The sequence below is a fragment of the Bariatricus sp. TF06-38A genome, from assembly GCF_027690675.1.
In the GTDB taxonomy this organism is placed as follows: domain Bacteria; phylum Bacillota; class Clostridia; order Lachnospirales; family Lachnospiraceae; genus Allocoprococcus; species Allocoprococcus comes.
The window spans coordinates 13696-37888 of sequence record NZ_JAQFCE010000033.1 but is presented as its reverse complement, the minus strand read 5'-3'; the positions used below and the strand labels follow the sequence as shown (position 1 = coordinate 37888).

Below are 24193 nucleotides of genomic sequence, written 5' to 3'. Positions count from 1 at the left end.
CTTTTGTCGGTTATTCCCACCGTTTTAGGCGTAGAACGTGTCACACCGTTGGCAAATTCGTCCAGCATAAAATTGACGTTAATGGGAAGTTTTCCATTGTAATGGAAGTCTGCCTGGTAATACAATTCCTGGAAAATCTGGGAATAAAGCATACCAATTAAAAAGGCATAACTCTTATCCGAATCCGGCGTTACACAAAAAAGTGCAGTCTTCCGGTTTCTGTCCCCGTCAACACCAAGCCCAATCTCCTCAATCTCCATTTCATCATGATCCAGAATCCGCAAAATTTGTGGGTTCTGTAACAATCCCAGCCTTGCATTTGCGGAAATGATGATACTCCTTACCGTATCTCCGGCACCCCGGACCACTTTATTATACTGGATTAAAGCAGGGTGATTGCTTCCCTTTTTTCTCTCCAGTCTGCGGAAACGCCGGTCTAAATCAGAAGGGGAACCGTCTGCATGGACTTCCGCCTCATTCAAAAGCTGCAGAACCATACGGAAATTCCTTTTCTCCATTTCACACTCCTGCCACACATAAAGAAAAATGGCCTGCAAGTACAAAGACTCGGCTTTCTCCCAGAATGGATCACTGGGCTGTGCGTTTTTCGGTGTGGTATTATTGATCAGGTTGGTAACCAGTTTTACAATATCTGTTTCAGAGCGGATATAGCGGAATGGATTATATCCGTTAGACTGCTCCATTTCCACCAGGTTCAGCACCCGTATCCGGTATCCATGCGCTTTCAGCATACCTCCGCAGCATCTTAAAATCTCCCCTTTGGGATCTGTAATGATCTGGGAAGCCCTGCTTAACTGAAGGAGATTGGGTTTCACCATGAACAAGGTTTTTCCAGCGCCGCTTCCTCCGATTACCAGGACATTTAGGTTTCTCCTGGTCTTTCTGGTATTCATGGACAGCCTGACATTCTGGGATAAGATCAGGTTATTGTGTTCATCTTTATCCGCAAACTGCTTTGCCACTTTTTTCGGATCTGCAAAAACAGCGGTACCAAATTCCTGTCCCGGCATATAGTTTTTCCGGCTGGTGACATACATGACCATACCAATCACATATACAAAAATCCCCAAAATGATTGCTTTTAAGGAAGTTTCGTTCCAATAATTGGCAAACGGGGCTACCATCACCTGATCCAGACGGTTTAAAAAATAATTGATATCCTTTCCGGGCTGATAACACACGTTCAAGAGATAACCTCCATAGCCGGAAGCTATGCCACCAATAAGATACATGCCCCAGGACTGTTTCTTCTTTTTCTGAATTGCTCCGGTTCTCTACCTCCTTCGCCCCTGTATGGTTCTTTTCCCTGCTTCCAGGTTCTGTTGTGCCTTCCTGTAATTCTGCTCCCTTCTTCTGCGTATCTTTTCCTGCTCCTGTCTGGCACGTTCCCTGTGTACCGGGTCATAGCTTTCCCTATATAAATCTTCCCCCGAAGTTTTTCTAAGAAAACGGTCCTCCAGGTCTAAAATTGCATACTCCTTCTTCTTTTCCAATCCTGCAAAAATCGTCTTATGGTCATTAATCCAGCTAATTTCCGATTTATCCAGCCAGATAAATTCATTCTTACGGTACGGAATCCTGGTTTTGATATGATGCTCTGTTTCTTCATATACCAGCTTCTGGTCTATAGTAATGGCATTCACACCTGGATTGTTCCGTTTCTCCTTTTGGATACGCTGAATGACCTGCATCTTTTCTTCTGTTTCCTGGCTGCTTCCAGTGCTGCGTCTTTGGGCTTCCTCTTCCCCAAACAACTGTTTCCACTGCTGGGAATCTACCAATTCTTCCATCTGTTCCGGTGTCCTGGTCAGTGTTACCGTACCTTCCTTCCCTTTCTCCAAAATCCCCTGTTCTTCCATGTAGCAGATAATCGGCCAGATCTGAAGCCAGGTCATATTCAGACGGGAACGGACATCACTGATCTTCTCCACCTGGTTTTTCGCCAGCTCCCGCGCAACCAGTTCACACTCCTTCGGCTCCGGCAGGGCAGGCTTTTTTACTTCTTCTACCAACTGCTCCACCTTATCCGGCTCTGCATTTTCATAGTATTCATCTAACGTCCCAATATTGGAATGTTCAATTTTTGCCATCATGGACTGAATACGGGGTGCTGCCTGGGAATGGAACAAAATTTCACTCATACCATCCTTCTCATTCAAATCCGGCAAAATGGAATATAAAATCCCATACTTATTTGCCAGGGCTTTTACCCGCTCCAGGTCTTTTGTTTCAAAACGGAAAACCTGTAAATCGCCTCCCATTTTCAGGAGCTTTTGTACAGAAGTTTTCCCTGACAGTTTTTCCTGGTCCAGAACTTTTTTAAATACCGCACAAATATCTTTTACAAACTGCCAGCCTGTATTTCCCATTTTCAGAATGATTTCTGCGCCTTCAAAGGAAACTTTAATGATCTGCGCCGCATCTTGTATTTCACTCATGCTCTCCCTCCTATCCCATTGCCCTGTCCTTTTTTACTGGAACAGCCGCCTTTATTTTTCCTTCTGTAAGCATGGCTTCCAGGTCATACTGGACATTTTCCTGTTTTAAGAGAGCCTCCAGCATGTGGTTTGCTTTTTCCTTTTCATAGGTCATATATTGAAGCTGAAAAATATAATTCTCAATCTGCAAAATATTTTCCGGAACCTGAAAAAACGGTTCAAGGTAATGGGAAAGGATACGCTCTTTTTCTTCCTTTCCTGCATGAGGCACCTGTAACTGCAAAATAATTTTTTCTACCTCTTCCATAGACTCCTTATGAAAAGCAATACGGTACAAATCCTGTTTCTGCTCCCTGGTAAGAAAGGGCTGTTCCTTTTCGGCAGCTTCCAAAAGGGAAAATGTTTTTACCACATGTTCAAGTTCTGCCATTTACACACCCGCCTTCCGTTTCCGCATCAAAAGGATAATTTCCCGCATTTTTTTCATTCTCTCTGGTGAAGGGCTGTTCTCCATCACCTGAAGAATTTCTGCATCTGCCAGCCCACTTTCTACGCACTGACGGATTTCTTCCAACTGTTCTGCGGACAGGTTATATTCCAGAATTTTCTCCACAACACTTTTGGGTACTTTTTTCCCAAGCATGGCAATCCCAAGCAGCCGGCGCTTACTTTTTTGCAGCCCTTCCGCTGTTTGTATGCTTTTTTCTTCCAATACCACTTTTGTTTCCCTGGAAGCAGCTTCTGTTTTTTCCCTGTATTTTTCTGCTTCTTTTTTCAGATCCTGAATTTCCTGCTCTTTCTTTGCCAGCTTTTCTTTTAATTCCTGTATGTTTTTATCTTTATATTGCAGGTTCTCATACAGGTCTTTAATCTCCTGGTTTTTCTCTTCAACAACATGCTCCTTTACCAGAGAGGACAAGGCTGTAAAACGGTCATTGCTTTCCTGGAACTGCTGAATGGATTGTTCCATGATCCCCATAAGATTTTTCATATAAGAACGCATTTCTTCATCTTTCGGAACTTCTTTTTTTGCCTTTGACTCTTCCAGTTGTATCCGCATGGTCCGCATACGGCTGGCCGGCAGTTCATTTCCGGCATAGGTTTTCACCTCTTCCAGATCCAGCCCGTTTTTTAAGCCCTCTACGATTTCCCGTACCTGGAACTGGTTATAATTTCCTTCACATAAAAAGTCGATTTCCCCAATCCCTTCCATAAGCCCTATGATGATTGCTTTCATCACCGGGGCTTCCTGGTTACTCTTAACTACCTTCTGGATATCCGAAACAGGAAGACCAAAATCCAGCCCCATAGAAACTGCGTCCATCTGTTCTTCTTTTAAAACTTTCCGGCATTCTTCCAGATACCGTTGTCCTTCTACTGTCATTTACCCTCCTTTTCCTCTGCCCCTTGCAGACGTTTCCCTATTCTTTTCCTTCTGTTGTGCTTCCAAGTTTTCTTTTTCTTCTGCTTTTTCACTCAGACGCTCTGCAATCCTTTTTTCTTTTAAGATTTTTTTCCGTTCAATCCGCAAACGCTCCTCTTTCTCAAAGAAATAAGCGTCTGTCTGTTCTGCCTCAGACAAGGAATATCCCATTTCTTTTAACTGCCCAAGAAGGTTTTGGTATGTCTGGTGGTCTTGAAAAAATTCCTGATACCCTTCCTGATAAAGTTCTGCTTCCATCTGTTTTTCCTGCAGCTTATTGAGAAGCAGAAGCATTTCCTCATAAGGAAGCATTTCTTTTCGTAACTGCTTTCTTGCCCTGCTGTTTTCCCAAAGCTGTTCCTTTGTTGCATCAGAAATGGCTTTCAACTGCGCCTTATCCTGTATGCGATAAGCTGCCATAAAATCAAATTCCTCCTGCAATTTTTTCAATTCCTGGATTGCTGCCCTGTATTTCCAGGTTTTAGAGTCTGCCATTGGTTTCCCCTGCCGGTACCTGCGAAGAAAGCGTTCCTTCTGGTATCTGGTCAAATGCCGCTCCCGGTATGGAATAAACACATACGTCCATTCTACCGGTATCTCCTCTCCGGTTATTTCCGGGATTGGAAGGCGTCCAAAACGCTGCCGAAGCCTTTCCTCTGTATATTCTTCCCCTAGCTGGTCCAGCCGCCTTGCCCTTCCTGCTCCGGGTTCCCGAACGGAAAGACGTTTTCTCCCCCGCAGCTCATATCCCATGTTGGAAAGATTTTCAAGAAATTCCTCATAAGAACCTGCGTCCTGTAATGCCTGATCCATATCTCTTTTAATCCGCCTGTCCCGTTCCGAAAGAGATGTTTCTTCCTGTCCTTTTTGTTTACGTTTCTCCTTTACCTTTTCCAGATCAAGCACAGATAAACCATGCTCCTTGCATATCCGGTTGGTCAGAGGCTGGATAATGTTTTCCCAATCCCTGTTTTTATAATCGTATTTATATCCTGTAGTACAGCGTACCGAATTAAAAATAATGTGCCCATGAATATGATCCGTATCATTATGGACTGCATAAACCGCTTCAAAATCCTTCCCAAGAAATTCTGTCACAAACTCTCCTACCACTTGGAAGGCTTCTTCTTCCGAAACCTCATCTTCCTCAAACGAAAGAATGAAATGGTAACCCTGCCTTTTATCCAGCTTTCCAAAATGACGTTTGGTATCTACCATCTGGGATAATGCCTGTTCGGGAATACAGTTATGCCCACAGACATAGCGGCCATGTTCTGTTTTCTCCGGGTTCATAATATAGCGAAGACCGTTTGCCAGATGTTTTGCCGGATAACCTGTTTTCGCCTGTTTCATGTGCAGGCACTTTGTAATTGCCATAACCTACAGCCTTTCCTGCACCTGGCTTACCAGTGTTTTTATCTGCTTCAAAAACACATACAGACGGTGTTTATCTTCCCTGGAATAAAGGGCGCTGTTATTGTTATGGGTAATCTGGTTGATGTTTACACCAATCCGGTTGATTTCCTGGTTCATGCGTTCCAGTTCCTTGCGGATTTCCGGGTAATCCCTGGGACGGTTGGTAATCAGCATACGAAGATACTGGGAATCAGAAAGCCCCATCTTTTCTGCCTGTTTTTGTAACTCTTCCAGCTCCCATGAGTACAGCCGGATTTCTTTTCTGCATTTCATTGTTTCTTTTTTCATGCTCCCCCTTTCCTTATCTTTATCACAGATTTCATCTACCGATTTCTACTCCAACGCTATCCGCTGTCAACTCCTAAGACCTGCTATCGGTCACTGTATAACTTCCCGGCGTCCGGACTGGCTCTGCCAGTCCTCTGCAAGATACGGATTTTACCGTACAAAATCCCATCTTGTTAGGGGGCACCCCCTAATACCCCGGATAAAATAGATAGCAAAACGCAGATACTGATAGCAGACCTGCGTTCCATATAGGGAAAAACCGATAGCAGTTCTAAACATCTGCTATCGGTTTTTCCGCTTCCTACTTCTATTTCTGCTAACAAAACCCTAGTTCTGTTAGCAAATCTGTCAGCCTCCTGTGTCTGATGTGACAGCAGTTCTTCCATTCTGCTATCAACGCTTTTGCACAGACTCCTTGCAGACTGCTTCTTCTTCCGCAATTTCTCTCTTTTCAACAAGTATGGGAAGACTCTCTATGGACCATTTGCCGCTTTGGGTTTCTCTTATGAAATTATTGGTTTACCTGTTCTTCCAAACGCTCCAATGCCTTTTCAAAAGCTCCAATCCCACTGAAAAAGGAAGAAAGCCGGATATCCTCAAACAGATATGGCATGGCTTTGTATAGTTCCAGAAAAATATAGTACAGCACATCAACAACAATGGAATTTCCTGCCTGTTTGTAAAGCTGGCTGTTGCTTATGCCTGCTTCTTTTGCTTTCCAAAAATCCGCATCGGAAAAGCCCATAAGCCGGAAGCATTCAAAAGGTGTCAGCCTCCGGATACGGAACAAAGACTCTAAGCGGTGTATTCCATTTGATGTCGTAAGCGTAGGGCAGAGTTCCCCATGCTCCTGTACCCTTCCCCGTTTTTCCACAGACGGATAACTAAGATTTACAACACCATTTTCCAAACATTCCTCATAACCTTTCTGTGTCTTTTGACGTACCAGAATGATATTATCTTTTTGCACAGAAGTAAGGGTATGGCAGACTTCTTTTTCTCCCAGTTCCAAAGTCTGCACAATCCGGCCTTCCCGATCATACCTGCCCCGGATTGCTCCTGGACATTTTTCTACAATCTTTGGCTGGTCATGTCCTGCTAAAACCGCACCGCTGCTTCCTAAAGGGGAATAAATAACCCCGCTTGAACCATAACCGGTATGAATATCTCCTACTTGAAGAATTTTGGGCTGCTGCCCGCCACCACCACAGGCAGTTACCGTAGGGCAGCACCCGTCTGGCAGATAGACCCGTCCAGTCTGTTCAAACACCCCTTTGATATTTCCGGCTCGCTTTACCCGGTTTTCCCGAAAAGCCTTCAGGCTTTTTTCGTCCGGCTCAAACAAAAGCGCTTTTCTCTCTTCCATATCTTCAATCAAGCGGCGTACTTTTTCCTGGGATAAGTAGTATCTTTCCTCTACCGTATCCTCCAGAATATCCATAAGGCACTGGAAGGACTCCAGCGGTTCTGGAAACTGGAATGTTCCATTATCCATTTCCTTCTGTATCAAAATCAGATATACCCGTTCCCTGTTCTGGGGTATTCCATAATGCTTTGCATTAAGAACACTCCAATAGGTGTGGTATCCGTATTCATGCAGTTCTTCTTCAAACAACCGGAATGTGGTATCCCGGAATTTTTTTCCTACAATATTTTTTACATTTTCATAAATTCCCCATACTGGTTTGACACCCCGTATCATACGGAGCCACTCCACCAGAAGGGAAGAACGTGTTTTATCAATATCATGGGAACCACACATGCCGCAGGCGTCCCTTTTGGAATAATGTACCTGCAGAGGGTTATACTCATACCCGCAGCTTCGGCATTTCCAAACCGCGCCTGCCTGCTTGCCTGCCAGGGAAAAATCCTGACAGGGGCTTCCGCCACAGATCATGTTAAACGGTTCAATCTCCCTTTCGTCCACTTTTGTAATATCTCCCAGATTCAATGTTTCACTTGTACCATGAATCGCACAATAACTCTTTGCTGCATATTTATCAAACTCACAAAAATTTACCAAACTATATTTCATTCCTCATATTTCATGAGGTGTAGCTACACATTTTACCTAGGATTACTCACTTATTTCCTCCTGTCTCCTAAATTTTTTATAGTCTTCATGAGAAATCCACAGCTACAAACGAAATATCCATCTGGCATTACCTTACAATCATAGAATCACCCCTTCCCGTATCCAGAGTTTATCCTTCTGTCAAAAATTCTGTTGGTCTGCACCACCTCCTTTCCTAACACTCCAACTTTCGAATTGGTTATTTCTTTCTCACCGCTCTTCTTTCCTGATGTTTGCCAGCACCCTGGACACATACGCCTGCTTGGGTATCCCCATGCGGTATCCCTGCCGCTCATAGCTCTCTTCGATAAACGCAACCCGTACACGTCCATGCAGTTTCCTCTTTCCTATCCACTGCACTACTTTTTCCATCTCCGCTTCGCATTCGTCGATCTCCCATTTTTTGAAACATTCCTCATCATAGCTATTTTCCAAAAGAATACCCTCCTATCTTGCCTGTGCTATCTGGTATGGTACTATGTTCCTGTGTCCTACCATTTTTTCTATCTTTTGTATGTTTGTCCCTTTTGTTTCAGTAAAAAGCGGCCTTTCCTTTTCTACCAGGCTGGAAAGCTCTTGGTTTTCCTTTTTATACTGCAAAAAAGCATTATAGTCTTTTCCCATAGGTGGAAGACGTACAAAAACCTCATACTCCATAAGGGTATATTTTCTTGCCAATTTTTTTGCCGCTTGTCTTCCCGGCAGGTCATTATCCAAACAGAACTGTATCTTCCTGATATAAGGATAATCTTTTAAGAACTTTTCCAAAGGACCATCGGAAAGCATTCCAAGTACCAGGATATTGTTCTGATAATCTTCCCGCAGTTCCATATCGGACATGGCATCAATGGCCGCCTCATATACATAGAGCGTATCACTGTTTTGGTCTACCAGATTAACCCCATAAGTTTTGTCATTCCCCGTAACATCTCCTTTAAAGGGTTTTCCATATTTATCCAGGGTTCCCCTCTGGCTGGCAAAACGTGGGATACCTTCCGTATCTTTTCCCACAAAAACCAGGTTATGGTACGTTCCGCTCTCATACAAAATCCCCTTTTTTACCCAAAAATCAATCATCTGCTTTGACAGCTTCCGCTGTTTTATCAGATAGCCATATAACCGGCGGCTGGTTTCTGATTTTGAAGGAAGTACAAAAGGGTCTTTCGGTATGTCTTTTCTCTGTTTTGTCTCTTCTATTTTTTCAGTCTGTCTTTCCGGTTGAAATTTTTGCATGGTTTCAGTACGGATATATCCGGCAAACTCCAGCAGATATTTGACTGCCTCCACAAAATCCATGTTTCTGAAATATTCCAGAAAGTCAATGGTGCTGCCACCTACCCCCTGGCTAAACCGGCACCAAGAAGACCGGTTGAAGATCATCACAGAGTCCATACCCACTGCCTGATAGAACCTGCCTTTCCTTTTCAATGGAATCCCTATCTGCTCCGCCAAATCCACTAAATCCACTGCCTTTGCAATCTGAATTTCTTCAGCCGTAAATTTTCCCATACTGCACCTCTTCATATTTCATATCCAGATAATGTGCCATTTCCGGGTGCAGAGCTTCAAAAGCAGTCAGGTAGCGGAAACAGGAACTATACTCTCCCTGTCCGGTACAAAATTCCCGCAGGCTCTTTTTTGAATACTGGGCGGGCTGATTGCACCAACGACTTAGGTTGATATACATTCCCTTATAAATTTCCGGTGCCCGTTCCCATGCGGCATAGCGCATCAAATAAGCCAGACACTTATACCGCATCAAAATCTCAATCCGTATGAAAACGTCCCGAATATCCTTTGCCCAAAAATCTGCTTTCCAGGTCCCTTCCCAGTCATAGCCGCACAGTACATACAGCTTAACTTTCTGGTAAGAAACTGGGATTACTTCCCGCAAAAGTTCCAATTTTCTTACAATAAGTTCCTGATCTTTAATATGGTCAAAGGCAAAAATCATACCATTATCCAATTTGCCAGATGCCAGAAGTTCCATCTGCCTTTTCTGCATAATCCGCAGATCCAGCCCTTGCCGGAACTGAAACCGCCTGCCTGTTTCCAGGACACTGGAAAAGATTTTTTCCCACTCTGCACAGGCAAAAAAATTATCGTCCAAAAAGCATAACTTCTTTCTGGACGGATCATAAAATTCTTTCAATGGGCTTGCTGCTACTGCACCGGTGCTATTTTTGTTTACACAGAAACTGCACTTCCGAAAACACCCCCTGGTGAGGAAACCAATGGAATAATCCGTATAAAATTGGAACTCCTTCTTCTTTTTCTCTCCTTCGCTATGTTCTTTTACCATCTGGTCATACAAATGATAGTCCGGTGTATGGTGTTCCATTTCTTCGGGAAGTACCGGTGCTTTATCATAAAAAAACCCGGTTCCTCCATAAACGGTTGTTTCCTTCGCCAAAATATGATCCGGCACAAAGGTATCCGTAAACACTTTTGATACATAGAGCCGGTCATATTCCCCTGCCTGGCTATAATCCAAAAGAAGCTCTGTTTCAAATCCCTGCTCCTTCCAATAAGCGGAAAGTTTCATACATGCCAAGTTAGGAAACCGGTGTCTTTTCCGGTATAAAAGATCTGCATCTATAATCCCTATCCTCAACGCCTGCTCCTTTCCATACGGGTAGTTCCGGTTTTCTTCTCCCCTTTGACTGCCTCTTTTCTTTCTTCCTTTTCCTTGCATTCTGCCGGGCAATATGATTTTCCATTTGCTTCCATGATTTCTGCAAATTGACAAATATGGAACACCCTTGCCCCTACCTGTGTGTGGTATTCATCAATATAGGTACAAACCCGTTCTTCCCTTTTTCCATCTGGATATACAATCTCTATGGAGTCCCCGTCTGCTATGCTGAACAGGGTATGATAATGGCTGTCAATAAACCGTATTCTTTTTTTCTCTTCCATGCTTCTCACCTCATATTGCCAAAGAAAGGACAGCCGCAGCTGCCCTTTCCCAAGTTTAAAAACTGATTTTTATTTCCTATGCCTTTTTATGTCTTTTTCTGTAATAAAGTAGGCCTGCTACCATACCTGCACTTACACCAAGAGCCAGCAAAGGCAGGAACCAGTTTGTATCATCACCCGTTTTTGGTCCTGGTTTTACGGTACCTGGTGTTTCTGGTATTTTTTTATTCTGGATCTCTTTTACCACTTCAATAACTGGTGTTTTATCATTCTGATAGGTAAATACGATTTCCCACTCTTCTTCCGTCTTCTCATATCCCTTTAAAGTGGCAGTTTCTTTCAGCACATAGGTGATCGGTTCTTTGAAAACACCATTTTCATAAGTTCCAATTGGAAGTAGTTCTGAAACTGCTTTTCCATCTTTTCCAGTCTTCAAACGTCCTACTTCTTCTCCGGTTTCCTTTTCCAGCAGAACAAATTCTACTCCCTCTAAAGCTGCTTTACTGTCTGTATCCGTTTTTACGATAACCAGTTGTCCCATAGCACGCTCATCTTCCATCTTCACTTTCTGAATTTCTCCCGTTTCTTCTACTGTAAACTCCACGTCATTGGCCACAATATATCCGTCAACTGCCGCCTCTTCGTGCAGGGTATAAGTGCCTACCGGAAGATACTCAATCAGGTGTTCTTCTCCTGTGGTCCAGGACTCTACCACTTCCCCGTCCTGATCCAGGATCTGCAGCTTCGCCCCTTCAATCTCCTTACCATCTGTAATATCTGTTTTGGAAATTGAAACTTTGGTATGGTCGTCCTCCATTTTCACTTTTTGTACGTCCACTGTTTCTTCCACAACAAATTTCACATCTTCTGCCCGGACATATCCCTGTTCCGTAGGCGCTTGCTCTTCATGCAGTACATATTCTCCTGGTTCCAATGCATAGACTACATGGGGTTCTTTCTTAGATACCCACTCTTCTACCACCTTTCCGTCCTGATCTAAAATCTGCATTTTTGCACCTTCAATTTCCTGTCCACCGGTTAAATCTACTTTCGCAAACTCCGTAATGGTAGGCTGATTAGAAATTTCTTCTGAAAAAGCGAGCAGTTCAAGGGTCTGGTCTGTATAAGACGCATCAAAGGAATACACCTCATCATTTGGCAGGTATCCCGGCTTATGCTCTACTTCCTGAATATAGTATTTTCCATGAGGAAGATCTGCCTGAAATACCAGCTTGCCCTCTTCATCTGTTGTTCCCAGTTCAATCAGGGCATCTTTTTCTACAACTACTTCCCCGGCAGCATTTTTGATATCCTCCTGCGCATACAGCCCGAATACCACTCCTTCCAGCGGTTTTCCGGTTTCTGCGTCTTTCTTCAGAAGACTCAGGGAAACTTTCTGTCGCTGATTGGTAAGTTCCATTGTTACATAATCCACTGCTACTTCCTGTCCCTTATATGCAATTTCAAATTCTTTTGCTTCCGGGTCAAGCACGCAGTTCTGACCTGCTTTTTCTTCCACTACATAGTATTTTCCGATAGGAAGATTATTCAGGACTGCCTTTCCTTCTTTATCTGTCACCATACGAGCTACCAGGGCATCTTTTTCATATTTTACAATGCGGTTTCCTGCTTCGTCTTTCTGTCCGTCCGGGGTATAAATGGTTTCCTTTGCATGAATGGCAAATTCTGCACCTTCCATATTTCCCTCTTCATAGTCAAATTCATAACCTTTCTCTTTTTCCATGACCTCTTCCCCAGTGAAGAAACTGCTTACCTGATTTACGAAACCTGCTACACCGTTTTTCATCTTTGTCAGGAACTTTTCTTCTACTTTAGAAGCACCAGAAAGTTTTTCTCCTTTTTTATGGATTGTAAGGCTTCCTACTGCTTCATCATTATACTGTTCAATGACAACAATAAATTTACCGGTTTCCTCCTCTACCTGGTGTACGGTATCAGAATCTACGGTAATGGTGATCGGCGCTTTCTTTGCCTCCTGGTATGTTCCTCCGTCTGCAACTTCATTCAGCGGAACTTCCTTCCCGTCTTTTAAGAGGGCATTTTCAAATCCTACCTGTACATAATTTTCCGGTGCTTCCACTTCTTCAATCCGGTAAGTGCCACATTTTAACTGCTCCGGTGTAATCAGGTATCCCTCTTCGTTGGTCCTGAACACAGATACCACTTCTTTTTTTGGATATCTTACGATCATTTCCACATATTTTTCTGCTTCCACATCATAAATCTTATAAGCTGCACTGTTATCCAGCACCGGCTTCTGTGTCTGGGCATCTTTTTTCACAATCTTGAAGTAATACTGCAAAGGACGGTCATCAAACACACGCCATACCTGGGGTTCCCGGCTGTCTTCCGAAATCTGTACAATAAATGGACGAATCCCTTTTAAATTTTCCGGAACCGTAGACTCAAACACCACATAGGTTCCATAAGGAAGTTCTGGACTCTTTAAATATCCTTTCTTATCCGTAAACAGCTCTGGTACCGTAATCTTTTTACCATTCTCCCAATAAGAAGCGGTTTCATCTTTGCTGTAATCATAGGTGATAAAATCTTCCGGGGTATAATAAGAACCGTTTCCCGGCTTCAAACTTCCGTCTTTTACACCAGACAGCTCACTGATGAGGAATACCTTAAATCCAGCTCCTTCTACCAGTTCTGTTTCTGTCTGCTCCCCGTCTTCTGAGATCTTGATAAGCTGAAAGGCCTGTTTCTTTACAGTTTCCTTTACAGTCACCTCCCGGTGTACAATCTGTACTTCCTGTCCCTCATACGAAACCTCTACGGGATACTCTGTTTCATCTAACAGATACCCTTCTGCCGGCTCTATTTCTTTTACGAAATAATTTCCAAGATACAGGTTTTTGAAATCTACGGTTCCTTCACTGGAAATCGTACCCTGCGCTACAAGTTCCCCTTTTTTATGGACAATCCCATCTTTCTTATTTGGGTGTTCAATATCTTCCGTAGCATATAACCCATATTTTGCCCCTACTAAGGTTGCGTCACCCTGAGAAATAAATCCCTGGGAATCCTGGTCAATCTTACTTGCATGAACTTCTCCCCGTACTTCCTCATTTTTAAAATCATGGGAAAAAGTATATGTGTAGGTGCTGTCATCTTTATATTCATAGAAGAAACGATACACCTCATCTGTCATATAATACTTATCCGGTGCCTGGATTTCCTTTACGCTGTAATGGAAATTCAAAGGAATATCTGCATGGAACACAGCCATTCCTTCCCTGTCGGAAACAGCACGTTCCACCAGGCTTCCTTTTTCTACAAGGACCTTTCCGTCTGCTGCCGTCAGGTCTTCTTCTACATACAAGCCAAAGGTCGCACCTTCCAGGGTAACATCATCATGTTTCGATTTTTTCACTACATTTACGGAAATCTCCGGTCTTGCATTGGTAAAAACGGTTTCCCCCTGGGATAGCTCTACATTCTGTCCTGCATAGGACAAGGTTACAAACTGGGCACGTTCCTGTTCTGTTTTCCCAATCACCAGATTTTCCGGTGCTTTCTGTTCTACAACCTTATATTTTCCAAGATACAATTCTTTGGAAACAGCGCTTCCATCTTCCCCTGTTGTCAGACTTTCTACCAGATCCCCTGCTTTATGCACCTTCGTCATTTTATCCTGGCTGTAAATATCCTCTGCCGCATAAATGTTATATTCTGCCCCTGCAAAGTCCGCATTTCCATATACAAAAGTCAGGTTTCCCTCTTCTCCGGTTACTCCGGTCAGAACCTCACCTTTTTTACGGATTGTGATTTTTCCTTTCTGTTCCTCATTCGTCACTGCAACAGAAGTTGTTTTTCCTGTTTCCAACTTCACGTTAAAAGACTCTGTATTCAGCTTATATCCTTCTGGAACAGAAATTTCTTTTAAATATACCGTATCCTGGGTTTTCGGAATTTCCACCTCAGAAGTACCGTTGCTGTCTGTGGCCGGCATCTGTACAAGAAGGTTTTTACATGCACTGTCTGAATAAATACCAAAAACAGCGCCGGACAGATTTACTTTACTGTTCTTATCTTTTTTTGTTACCTTTACCCTTGCCAGGTCCAGCCACTTCACCGTAAATTCCACAGAAGCACTTTCTTCTTCAAAAAATGCCCCATACCCAATATCCTGAGAACCAGAACCCGTAGACAATACTAAGGTCTTCCACTGAGTTCCCATTTGTCCTTTCAGCTTACCACTGTTCCATGTACTAGTTACAGTTTTGGGAGCACTGAAATAGAATGTGGTATTCCCATTGATCTTTACGGTTCCTGTCTGTTTTGTACTTCCACTGTGATAAGTCACATTCTCTGGCATTTTTAAAGTAATATAGTTTCTATGGTCACCTTTTAAAGTAAATTCTCCGGTACGCTGTTCCTTTCCACTTTCATAAGCCTTTGCCTCCTTTGGGGACAATGTGATTGCTGCTGTCGGAGGTGCTTCCAGGCTGTAAATATGCTGGATATATCCCCACACACCGCTTGCCTTAATATCTTCAATGGTACAGCCATAAAAACCGTCCATGCCACAATAAGAATAAGCGGCAGCTAAATGCGTAAAAATATACTTTGTCTTCCAGTCAAAAGAGGGCATATACTCCCCAGTAATGTCCCCAGGACCGCCATATCCATAATAAAGGACTTTCTGTAATTCCGGGTTGCTTTCAAATTCATTGGCTACATAATCCGAGGTCGGCGGGGAAGCCTTCATAGACTCCAGACAATATGCCACATGGCCATTTACGGTGAAATAGGAAGTAGAATAGTTCCCCACGTTAGAAGGGTATGGGATTTTCTCTCCCTGTACCAGATGTACATTGCTTCCTTTTTGCTGCTCCATTGCTGCCGGAACAACCGATAAGAACATTCCCTTATCCTCTTTTGGTGTCAGATCAATCAACTCTGCCCCTGCATCTGGCATTTCCGGTTCTTCCGTCAGTACCTCCGGTATCTCCGGGTCAGGGTCCGCCTCACCGTCCTCACCGGAGCCATCTTCGGTATGCTGGCTTACTTCTCCCTGGGGTTCCTGTGTACTGTTTTCCCTTGCTTCTACCACAATTCTTCTCATAATCTGATAGGAAGGGTTTCCGCTTAACGGATCAACACGATAAAATGCCTGGTAAGAACCTGGGGTATTGAAATCAAAAGAATTGCCGGAGTCCCCTTCTGCTTTCAGAAACGTCACCTTTACTTTTTCATCATTTTTCTGAAAACCCCTGTAATCTGTTTCCAAGTCAAAGGACTCTCCTGCTTTTATGGTAAGGACCTCTGCATACACCAGTTCTTCTTCTGTTAGTTGCTCCTTTACCTCTTCCAACTCCGGTAATGTTTCTGAAGCAGCCTCCTCCTGTTTTACTTCCTGTATCTGTGCATGTTCCTCAGACTGTTCAGAAGCCAGTGCGGTGATCCCTGTATTGAGTAACGTAGAACAACTAAGAAGAAGTGCCAGCGTCCCAGCCAGTAGCCTTTTCTTTTTTCCTTTCATCATAGCTTTGCTCCTTTTCATTTTTTCGTCAAAAAAAGCAGGCCACACAAGCCTGCTTTCCATTTTCTATCTTCTTTTTTCTATCTTTTGTATACGGTCTGTCCCGTATCCAATGCACCTGTCAATCCCCTTTCTATTCCCTGCTTCCTGCATGGAACACTGCCAAAACAAGCTGCAGAACCAGCAGAAACAAACATATCACCAGTTTCCCTGTCAGATACAGCAGTTTCCCCACTGCAATGAAAATCCCTTTTACAACTTCCCATACACTTCTTCCTACTGCCATATCTTTTTCCTCCTTATTCTTCAAATGCCCCATAAAATTCCGCAAACCGTAAATCTTTTTCCATACAGGCTTCTTCCTTTTCCCTGTTCTCTGCTATCGTTCCACCGTCAGAAAGTTCTCCCTGAACGGCCTTTTCCAGCACACCCTGCTTCTCAAAGGCTTCTTCCTGTGCCTTTGAAACCGCTTCTTTTACGATTTTACAAAATTCTTCTTTCTGGTTCTCCAGAAGAGTATTTAATAGTTTCATCTGCTGTACTTCTTCTTCCTGCTGTAGATACTTGGCAAAATAAACGATTGCTTCTGCTATGAAGTCGTCTTTTGTCTTGAAAATATCTTTGTTATACTCCTTCAGATACCGATAAGCCTGATGATGTACCGGTCTGCTTTTATACAGCCGCAGTGAAGTTGTATATACTTTTTCCGTATCCATAAATTTTCACTTCCTATCATGCTGTCCGCATTTTCCTCTGTTTTGCCCGGATAATACTTTTCACTGCTTCTTCACAGCCCCTTGCATTGGCATGTATATCTGTTACAAACTGTACATCTTTTCCATCATTGGCTCCAAAATGCTCCACAATGGAAGAACCACCGCCCATAAACACCATTTTGGTCAGATCCAGATTATAATGGTTTGCCTGTATGATACCATAAATTTCCTCTGCGTAGGACTTCAAACAATTTTTTATGACATCCTGATACTGCTTCGGGCAGTCATAGCTTCCTGTCCTCATAAATGCTTCTGTAATATATGCCGGTACCCCTGCCCCTGTTTTAGCAATGGCTTCCTCATTGACTTTTCCGATACAGTACAAAGCTGCCTTATCCGAAATCGAATACTTCCCGTCCGGCATTCCGTCAACAAACTCTACCAGGTCGGTAGTCCCTCCACCAATATCTACTAAAAGGCAATAACCGGGAACCGCTTCTAAAAGCGTATGGATCACCACATGCCCCTGCATAAAAACAAACACATTTTCCAAAGACACATGATAATGTACCCCTTCATAGCGAAAATGCAGTTCCTTTGTCTTTAACAAATATTTCTTAAAACTTTCTTTCTGCTGCTGAAATCTTCTGGGCGGAAGGGCAGCTCCCATTTTTACGGAAGCGTCTGTCAGGCTCCGGCAGCGCATTTCCTGCGCCAGTGCTGCAAGGGTAAGAAGATAATAATTTTCATTCTCTGTCTTATCCACGCACTCCTTTTCCGGCACTTTCCCTCCCACATAATAAAACTGGTTCTGGTATTCCAGAATGTGCTCCAGGCTGTCCGGCCTTGCCTGCAAAGGCTGGATTGCTGCTGAAAATACCGTATTTGCAGTTTTCATGTTACGATTTCCATGATCAATTCCAATAATCATTTTAGTTTCCACGTTCTTATCCTCCTGAAAATTATAATTTGTATTTTATCTTGTCCTCTTTGGTTCTTGACCTGTTTCTTTCTTTTCTTTGTCTATCACAGGAAGTTTTTCAAACAGTTCCCCCATCACAGCTTCCATTTCCTGAAACTTCATTTCATCTGGCATACACAGAAAAACAATCACTGCGTCAGTCAGACGTTCCCCATTCTCTTTCCGGTAAAGTTCCGTATAAGAACCCCAACAATCGTCCTCACCTGCATAAAACTTTTTTGTCTTCTCATTTACTTTTATGAGGTATTCTTCGGTATCAACAAAAATTTTCCGAATGGATACTTTTTGTAAATCGTATTTCATGCTGTCCATATAAACCGGAAGGTGTTCCTCCGGGGCAAAATAGACATACATTGTGCAATAGGTATCTCCCTCCGTCCCCATCTCCTGTAAGACAATCCCAGCTTCAAACATTTCCGGTGGAGCATAATCTACTACAAAATCCTTATCCTGTGAAGATTTTTCAAAACGCCCTGAATCTCCAACCTGAAAATGTTCGGGGCACTGAATACGAAACCTCTCTTCCCTCATTCTGTATATTCCTCCATAATCTCACTAATATCTTTTTGAAATAACCGCTGAAGCCGGACAACTACATATACATTGGGCTTTTGCTGTCCGTATTCAATCCTCTGATACGTCCGAAGACTGATACCCAAGACAGCCGCAAGTTCTATCTGTGTATATCCATGAGCTGTCCTGAATTTTCTTAATTTTGTTACTTTCTATCACACTCCTTACGTCTGAGGGATAGCTTCCTGATAAGCAAACAGATTGGATATATAGCTGTTTGCTGTCAATGTGGCATTGTATAAAGCGGTAAGCAGCACTGCCCGGATATTATTGGCTTTCCTTGTACACTGCTTAATTGAGTCTATCACATACTCTACGGTAAACTTATCCAGCTTTTTATACATTCCCTGTACAATGCCAAGAGGTCGTTCTTCCTGATTTACCCTTATGGTCTTTGCATTGGACGTCAAAACATCTACTGCAATCCCTACAATCTCATTGAGCAGTTTTCTGTCAAAAGGTCTGTCTATCCATATCGCATCATAATCAATCTGATCTTTGAACTGTTCTTCTGCTGCCTGATAGGATAAGATAGGATTATCTCTATACCCATTCCCTATTTCTGTTGTATTCTTTTGAGTACTTTCTGCTGTAGTCTTTGTAGTAATCTCTGTATTTGTCTGCCCGCTATCAGTCTGAGGTACCTCTTTGGGTATCCAGGGCTCTGTTTCCCTGTCGGGGTATGCTCCCTCTTTGAATGGTGACACCCTCTCCCTTTGGAAAGGGACAGCCCTCTCTTCTACAAAATGTATCTCTTCCTCTATGACTGTATGGGGACTGATTTTCTCTGCTTTGGATTTCTCTCTTCTTTTTTCAAAGGAAACCGGATCTGCTCCTGTTTCTTCTGGATAAGTCAATTCTTTTAACCGGTCTACGATCAATTCCAGATACAGAACATTATTTACAACAATCCCATTCATGGAAATGGTTCTAAATACCCGTTTTACCACACCCAGCTTCTCTAAAAATACCACTGCATTTGTCGCTTCTTTTTTGGAAATCCCAAACTGTTCGCTGATCTGCTGGTAACTTCTCTGAAGAAGGTCTGACTTAAATTTCTTTCTTACCCCAATGACCTGTCCGGTTCCTTCATCTCTGATTTCTGTAGGCTTATACCAGTACACAATATCTGCCAGTATAATAATAGCTGTTAGATTTGGCTTTCCACTTTCTCTGATGATTGTCCGATACCACACCTGCGGAATGATATTTCCAGATATATTCAGTTTTGCATTTTCATCTACAATTTCATTTCCAGTGCTATAAATACCTCCATTCATACGTTTATTCCTCACTCCCCTGCTTCTTTTCTTTTTCAAATAAAGCACTTATTTCTTCATCTGCTCTTTTGCCTGCCACCAGACACGCATACAACGAAACGAGGAAAAAAATTATTCCAACAATCATAATCACCTTTATCATTGCTCTGTCCTCCCAAGAAAAAAAGGACTAAGCCAGCTAACAGAATCTTTTAACTAACCTAGTCCTTAACATATTTTTTTCAATATATTGTAACCGAATGGTTTTTCACAAACTTGACCGCCTGTGAGAATGGATATAATTTTGACAGGACCAGTAGCAATAGGTTTCTATCTTTAAGAGCCCCTGCCATTTGATTTTTACTATGAAAAATTCATTCCCGGTCTATGAATTTTCTACCTTTTATGGTATAATAGAAAAAAGACTAAATTGGCGTGAGCCCTTATTTTATAAGGAATCTGCTAACTTAGTCTTATTTTAACATAATCACCCGAACCACTCGGTCCCAGGATCGCAACAAATTCATTGTCCCTGAAATTCAGGCTTACATCATCCAGTGCCTTCTGTACCAGCGTACCTGTACGGTATTCTTTGCAGATATGTTGAATTTGAAGCATAAAAATTCTCCTTTTAAGTTGTAACTCATGAAACGCGTATGTTTCATTGTACACCCTTAAAAGGAGAAAATCATGTCTTTTAGAAAAATTTTATTCTTTATTTTCTGAGAAGTTCTTTTCCAGAAATACCTGGCTCTGTCATATTGACCGGATCCAGAACGGTTTCCATCTCTTTTTCACTTAAAAGACCTTCTCTGAGGATCAGATTACGGATGGATTCCCCGGTCTTCATTGCTTTTTTCGCAATCTCCGCTGCTTTCTCATAGCCTACATGCGGACAGATTGCAGTAATTACGCCGATGCTGTTCTCTACCAGCTGACGGCATCTCTCTTCATTGGCTGTGATTCCTGTCACACAGTTGTCAATAAAAGTCTGCACTGCATAAGCAAGTGTATCGATCGACTGGAACAGACAGTAGAATACGATCGGTTCAAACGCATTCAGTTCCAGCTGTCCACCCTCTGCTGCCATCGTGATCGTCACATCATTTCCAATGATGTTAAATGCGACCTGGTTCACTACTTCCGGGATGACTGGATTCACTTTTCCTGGCATGATCGAAGAACCATTCTGCTTTGCCGGAAGGTTGATCTCACCAAATCCGGCTCTTGGTCCGGATGACATCAGACGCAGGTCATTGGCAATCTTGGAAAGTGTGACTGCACACGCTTTCACTGCACCGGATACTGCCACAAACGGATCCAGGTTCTGGGTTGCATCGATCAGATCAAAAGCCTGGACAAACTGAATATCAGATATTTTTGAAAGATTCGGAACAATGCGGCTTACATAGGCTTCATCTGCATTGATTCCGGTTCCGACTGCCGTTCCACCCATGTTGACGGTACGCATCTCGTCCATCGCATTATCCATACGGTGGATATCACGCATGATGGCATCGGAATATGCCTGAAATTCCTGACCCAGACGGATCGGAACTGCATCCTGCATTTGGGTGCGTCCCATTTTAATCACATGGTCAAATTCCTCTGCCTTTTTGCAGAGCGCTCCATGAAGTCTGAGCAGTTCTTTTTTCAGATTCTGAAGAAGTCTGAGTGAAGTCATCTTGCCAGCTGTCGGAATAACATCATTTGTGGACTGTCCGCAGTTTACATCATCATTCGGATTTACTGCTGAATAATCTCCCTTTTTCCCGCCAAGAATCTCAATCGCACGGTTGGCAATGACTTCGTTTGCATTCATATTCAGAGAAGTACCCGCACCTCCCTGGATCGGATCTACGATAAAGTACTCATGCAATTTTCCTGTAAGGATTTCATCACATGCCTGTACGATTGCTTTTGCCTTTTTCTTTTCCAGAATCCCACTCTCGCAGTTGGTGATCGCAGATGCTTTCTTTATGTACGCAAGACTGTTGATGATCTCCGGATGCATATTCAGCCCGGTAATACGGAAATTCTCCGCAGCACGCAATGACTGTACCCCGTAATATACATCTCCCGGAATATCTTTTTCCCCTATTGAATCCTGTTCTACACGATAACCTGTCTTGTTTTCTTTTCCATTTTCCATCTCAAAATCCCTCGATTTTCCATTTTTCTCTGGCGTATTGCCTTTGTTGTTTTCATTATAGCTCTGTGTTACAATATAATCTAATACATATATTTTTATAGTAACTATAATTTTAAAACTATGACAAAGGAGAATACCTATGTTTCAGGGAATGGAATATGTCTATGAAGTTTATCTGGAAAAAAGCTTTTCCAAGGCGGCTGAGAAGTTATTTATCTCACAGCCTTCACTCAGTGCCAACGTAAAGCGTGTCGAGCATCACATCGGATATCCGATCTTTGACCGGAGTACCAAACCACTTTCCCTTACCGAATGTGGGGTACAGTATATCAAAGCGGTAGAAAAAATAAAAAGTATCCAGAATGAATTTGAAGGATTTGCAAACGACTGGGGCGACCTAAAAAAAGGAACACTCACCCTCGGAGGAAGCAACTTGTTTTCCTCCTGGATCCTGCCTTCGCTGATCGCGGATTTTGCCCGCAGATATCCTCTGATCCAGATCAGCCTGGTTGAAGAAACCACTGCCAATCTTGCCCGTATGCTGCGACACGGGCAGCTGGATCTGATGCTGGACAGCAGTGTTCTGGATGCCACCATCTACGGCTGCCGTAAATTTCAGGAAGAGCACCTGATCCTTGCTGTTCCGGGAGCATTCCCGATCAATAATACGCTGTGCTCCTATCAGCTTCCTGTAGAAGATATCCTGAGCAAAAAATTTCTGGAAGAATCCTGTCCTCCCGTTCCTCTGACACGCTTTAAAAGTGAGCCTTTTATTATGCTGAAACCGGAAAACGACACTGGAAAACGTGCCCGTATGATCTGCCAGAACAATCTCTTTGAACCAAATATCATCCTGGAAATGGATCAGCAGATGACTTCTTACAACATCACCTGCTCCGGCATGGGAATCTCTTTTATCGGAGATATCATGCTCTCAAAAGTACCTCTTACCTCTGATGTGGTGTACTATAAGCTTCCTGCAGGCGAAAGCAGCCGTGACATCCGGTTCTACTGGAAAAATGGTCGCTACCAGACAAGGGCAATGGAAGAATTTTTAAAAATGGCGTGCCAGTAAGGCACGCCACTTTCCTGTAGAACAGATACTATCCATTTATCTGCAATCTTGGATCCGACAAATAATTCTTCTCTACATAAACCTACTCACTTCTCAGTGCATCGATTGGATTCATGTTCGCCGCCTTCACCGACGGAAGGAGTCCGAAAATAATTCCGATCAATGTGGAAAATACTACTCCGACCAGAATAGACACTCCGCTGATTGCCACCGGAACTGCCGAGACTGCGGAAATAATATAGGCAAGCGCAATCCCTCCTGCCACACCGATCAGACCTCCAAGAAGGGTAAGTACTGCCGCTTCCGTCAGAAACTGCGTCAGGATCCTTCTTTTTCTTGCCCCCAGTGCCTTTTTCAGACCGATTTCTCTCGTTCTTTCTGTCACAGACACCAGCATAATATTCATAACACCGATCCCGCCAACCAGAAGTGAAATGCTTGCAATCCAGAGCAGCTGCTGGTTCGTCGAGCTGCTGATCTCCTGGATCTGGTTCGCCTGTTCCAGAAGATCTTCCCCTTTATACTTTATCGTCTCATCAGACACGGTCAGGTAACTGTTCAGGATATCTGCCGCCTTTTCTCCTGCCGCAGTCATCTCATCTGTGCTTGTCGCGCGGACAACCAGATTCTGCGGTTCATCGTACTGATAAATAATCGGCCACAGTGCATCCGGAATACAGATCGTTCCACTTCCATCCGTGGATACATAACGATAATAGTCTTCCATTGAATTGATCACCGGCTGCGAATTTTCTTTTCTCGCCATCATACCGATCACCGTAAATGGCTCCCCTTTAACCTCAATAATCTTTCCAATCACATTTCCATCCGGAAATAGAGCTGTGGCTGTCGTTTTATCAAGTAGCACAACTTTTCGGTTTGCAGTAAAATCTTTTTCGGAAAAGCCACGCCCTTTTGTGATCTGAAATCCATAGGCATCCAGATAATTGGAATCTATTCCAAAAATATTACAGCTTGCCAGCTTCTGACTGCCTGCATATACAGCATCATATTCATTCCGTCTGTGATAAAGGGCTGCACTTTCCACCTCATCCAGTGCCTGGATCTCACCAAGTACCTGATCTGAAATCTCCGGTATTCCATCCGGAACCTCCTGATAAGACAGATCCAGTGTCCAGTCTCCCTGATAAAGCTGGATATTGACCGCATTATTTCCCGCGCCAACCAGATTTTTCTTGATCTGCTCATTGGTTCCTTTGATCGTTGAAACAATTGCAATGATCGATCCGATTCCGATAATAATACCAAGCATCGTCAGCGCAGACCGCAGCTTATGACTCCAGATTCCCTGAAATGCCAGCCTGATATCTTCAAGCATCTCCTC

At 43.2% G+C, this 24193-nt stretch carries 21 protein-coding genes and 2 pseudogenes; 1 reads left to right on the top strand and 22 read right to left on the bottom strand.

Translation table 11 applies throughout. The features are described 5' to 3' along the window. From PG418_RS17345 to PG418_RS17245, 21 genes and pseudogenes are all read right to left on the bottom strand, one after another. Positions 1-1253: VirD4-like conjugal transfer protein, CD1115 family (locus tag PG418_RS17345; RefSeq protein WP_498837784.1), on the bottom strand; the 1253-nt coding region annotated here is incomplete at its 3' end. Between the two features lie 42 nt (positions 1254-1295). Then, entirely contained in the window at positions 1296-2459 is a 1164-nt protein-coding gene (locus tag PG418_RS17340) for a PcfB family protein (protein ID WP_117467695.1), read from the bottom strand. Between the two features lie 10 nt (positions 2460-2469). Continuing rightward, the gene (locus PG418_RS17335; protein WP_270636515.1) at positions 2470-2889 is read right to left on the bottom strand and encodes a hypothetical protein; all 420 of its coding nucleotides are present in this window, start codon (positions 2887-2889) and stop codon (positions 2470-2472) included. Continuing rightward, on the bottom strand, positions 2890-3843 hold the full coding sequence (locus tag PG418_RS17330) for a hypothetical protein (protein WP_117467697.1): 954 nt from the start codon (positions 3841-3843) through the stop codon (positions 2890-2892). It lies immediately after the preceding gene. Next, on the bottom strand, positions 3844-5259 hold the full coding sequence (locus tag PG418_RS17325; RefSeq protein ID WP_270636514.1) for a relaxase/mobilization nuclease domain-containing protein: 1416 nt from the start codon (positions 5257-5259) through the stop codon (positions 3844-3846). 3 nt (positions 5260-5262) lie between these two features. Further along, on the bottom strand, positions 5263-5586 hold the full coding sequence (locus PG418_RS17320) for a plasmid mobilization protein (RefSeq protein ID WP_242990165.1): 324 nt from the start codon (positions 5584-5586) through the stop codon (positions 5263-5265). Positions 5587-6097: 511 nt separating this feature from the next. After that, a complete protein-coding gene (dcm, locus tag PG418_RS17315; protein ID WP_117467700.1) occupies positions 6098-7621 on the bottom strand; it encodes a DNA (cytosine-5-)-methyltransferase in 1524 nt (507 codons plus the stop codon). A 249-nt stretch (positions 7622-7870) separates the two neighbouring features. Next, on the bottom strand, positions 7871-8095 hold the full coding sequence (locus PG418_RS17310) for a hypothetical protein (RefSeq protein WP_025577443.1): 225 nt from the start codon (positions 8093-8095) through the stop codon (positions 7871-7873). A 12-nt stretch (positions 8096-8107) separates the two neighbouring features. After that, complete coding sequence (locus tag PG418_RS17305; protein WP_165853161.1) at positions 8108-9169, bottom strand: DUF3991 domain-containing protein; 1062 nt, start codon at positions 9167-9169, stop codon at positions 8108-8110. Further along, the gene (locus tag PG418_RS17300; RefSeq protein WP_181993266.1) at positions 9150-10274 is read right to left on the bottom strand and encodes a radical SAM protein; all 1125 of its coding nucleotides are present in this window, start codon (positions 10272-10274) and stop codon (positions 9150-9152) included. The genes PG418_RS17305 and PG418_RS17300 overlap by 20 nt, the downstream gene beginning before the upstream one ends. Continuing rightward, positions 10271-10579, bottom strand: coding sequence for a hypothetical protein (locus PG418_RS17295; protein WP_117467702.1), 309 nt, complete (start codon positions 10577-10579; stop codon positions 10271-10273). The genes PG418_RS17300 and PG418_RS17295 overlap by 4 nt, the downstream gene beginning before the upstream one ends. Positions 10580-10655: 76 nt before the next feature. Then, complete coding sequence (locus PG418_RS17290) at positions 10656-16094, bottom strand: SpaA isopeptide-forming pilin-related protein (RefSeq protein ID WP_275932385.1); 5439 nt, start codon at positions 16092-16094, stop codon at positions 10656-10658. A 130-nt stretch (positions 16095-16224) separates the two neighbouring features. After that, positions 16225-16377, bottom strand: coding sequence for a hypothetical protein (locus tag PG418_RS17285; RefSeq protein WP_155512673.1), 153 nt, complete (start codon positions 16375-16377; stop codon positions 16225-16227). Positions 16378-16390: 13 nt separating this feature from the next. After that, a complete protein-coding gene (locus PG418_RS17280; protein ID WP_270636805.1) occupies positions 16391-16807 on the bottom strand; it encodes a hypothetical protein in 417 nt (138 codons plus the stop codon). Positions 16808-16823: 16 nt separating this feature from the next. After that, complete coding sequence (locus tag PG418_RS17275) at positions 16824-17750, bottom strand: ParM/StbA family protein (RefSeq protein WP_117467705.1); 927 nt, start codon at positions 17748-17750, stop codon at positions 16824-16826. A 33-nt stretch (positions 17751-17783) separates the two neighbouring features. Next, complete coding sequence (locus PG418_RS17270; RefSeq protein WP_117467706.1) at positions 17784-18320, bottom strand: hypothetical protein; 537 nt, start codon at positions 18318-18320, stop codon at positions 17784-17786. After that, a pseudogene (locus PG418_RS17265) lies at positions 18317-18493 on the bottom strand (helix-turn-helix transcriptional regulator); the annotation flags it as partial. The pseudogene PG418_RS17265 and the gene PG418_RS17270, both read right to left, overlap by 4 nt. Before the next feature lie 33 nt (positions 18494-18526). Further along, complete coding sequence (locus PG418_RS17260) at positions 18527-19642, bottom strand: DUF6017 domain-containing protein (RefSeq protein WP_117467707.1); 1116 nt, start codon at positions 19640-19642, stop codon at positions 18527-18529. 4 nt (positions 19643-19646) lie between these two features. Next, entirely contained in the window at positions 19647-19784 is a 138-nt protein-coding gene (locus PG418_RS17255; protein ID WP_155512674.1) for a hypothetical protein, read from the bottom strand. Between the two features lie 326 nt (positions 19785-20110). Continuing rightward, positions 20111-20239 (bottom strand): annotated as a pseudogene (locus tag PG418_RS17250) (ABC transporter ATP-binding protein); the annotation flags it as partial. 97 nt (positions 20240-20336) lie between these two features. Continuing rightward, a complete protein-coding gene (locus PG418_RS17245) occupies positions 20337-21773 on the bottom strand; it encodes an aspartate ammonia-lyase (protein WP_117824724.1) in 1437 nt (478 codons plus the stop codon). A 139-nt stretch (positions 21774-21912) separates the two neighbouring features. Here PG418_RS17245 and PG418_RS17240 point away from each other — a divergent pair, with 139 nt between their 5' ends. After that, positions 21913-22848, top strand: a complete 936-nt coding sequence (locus tag PG418_RS17240) for a LysR family transcriptional regulator (protein WP_498837783.1) — start codon at positions 21913-21915, stop codon at positions 22846-22848. 82 nt (positions 22849-22930) lie between these two features. Here PG418_RS17240 and PG418_RS17235 read toward each other — a convergent pair whose 3' ends face one another. Continuing rightward, positions 22931-24187 carry an ABC transporter permease gene (locus PG418_RS17235; protein WP_498837782.1) on the bottom strand — a complete coding sequence of 419 codons (1257 nt, stop codon included), beginning with the start codon at positions 24185-24187 and terminating at the stop codon, positions 22931-22933. Between the last annotated feature and the right edge of the window lie 6 nt (positions 24188-24193).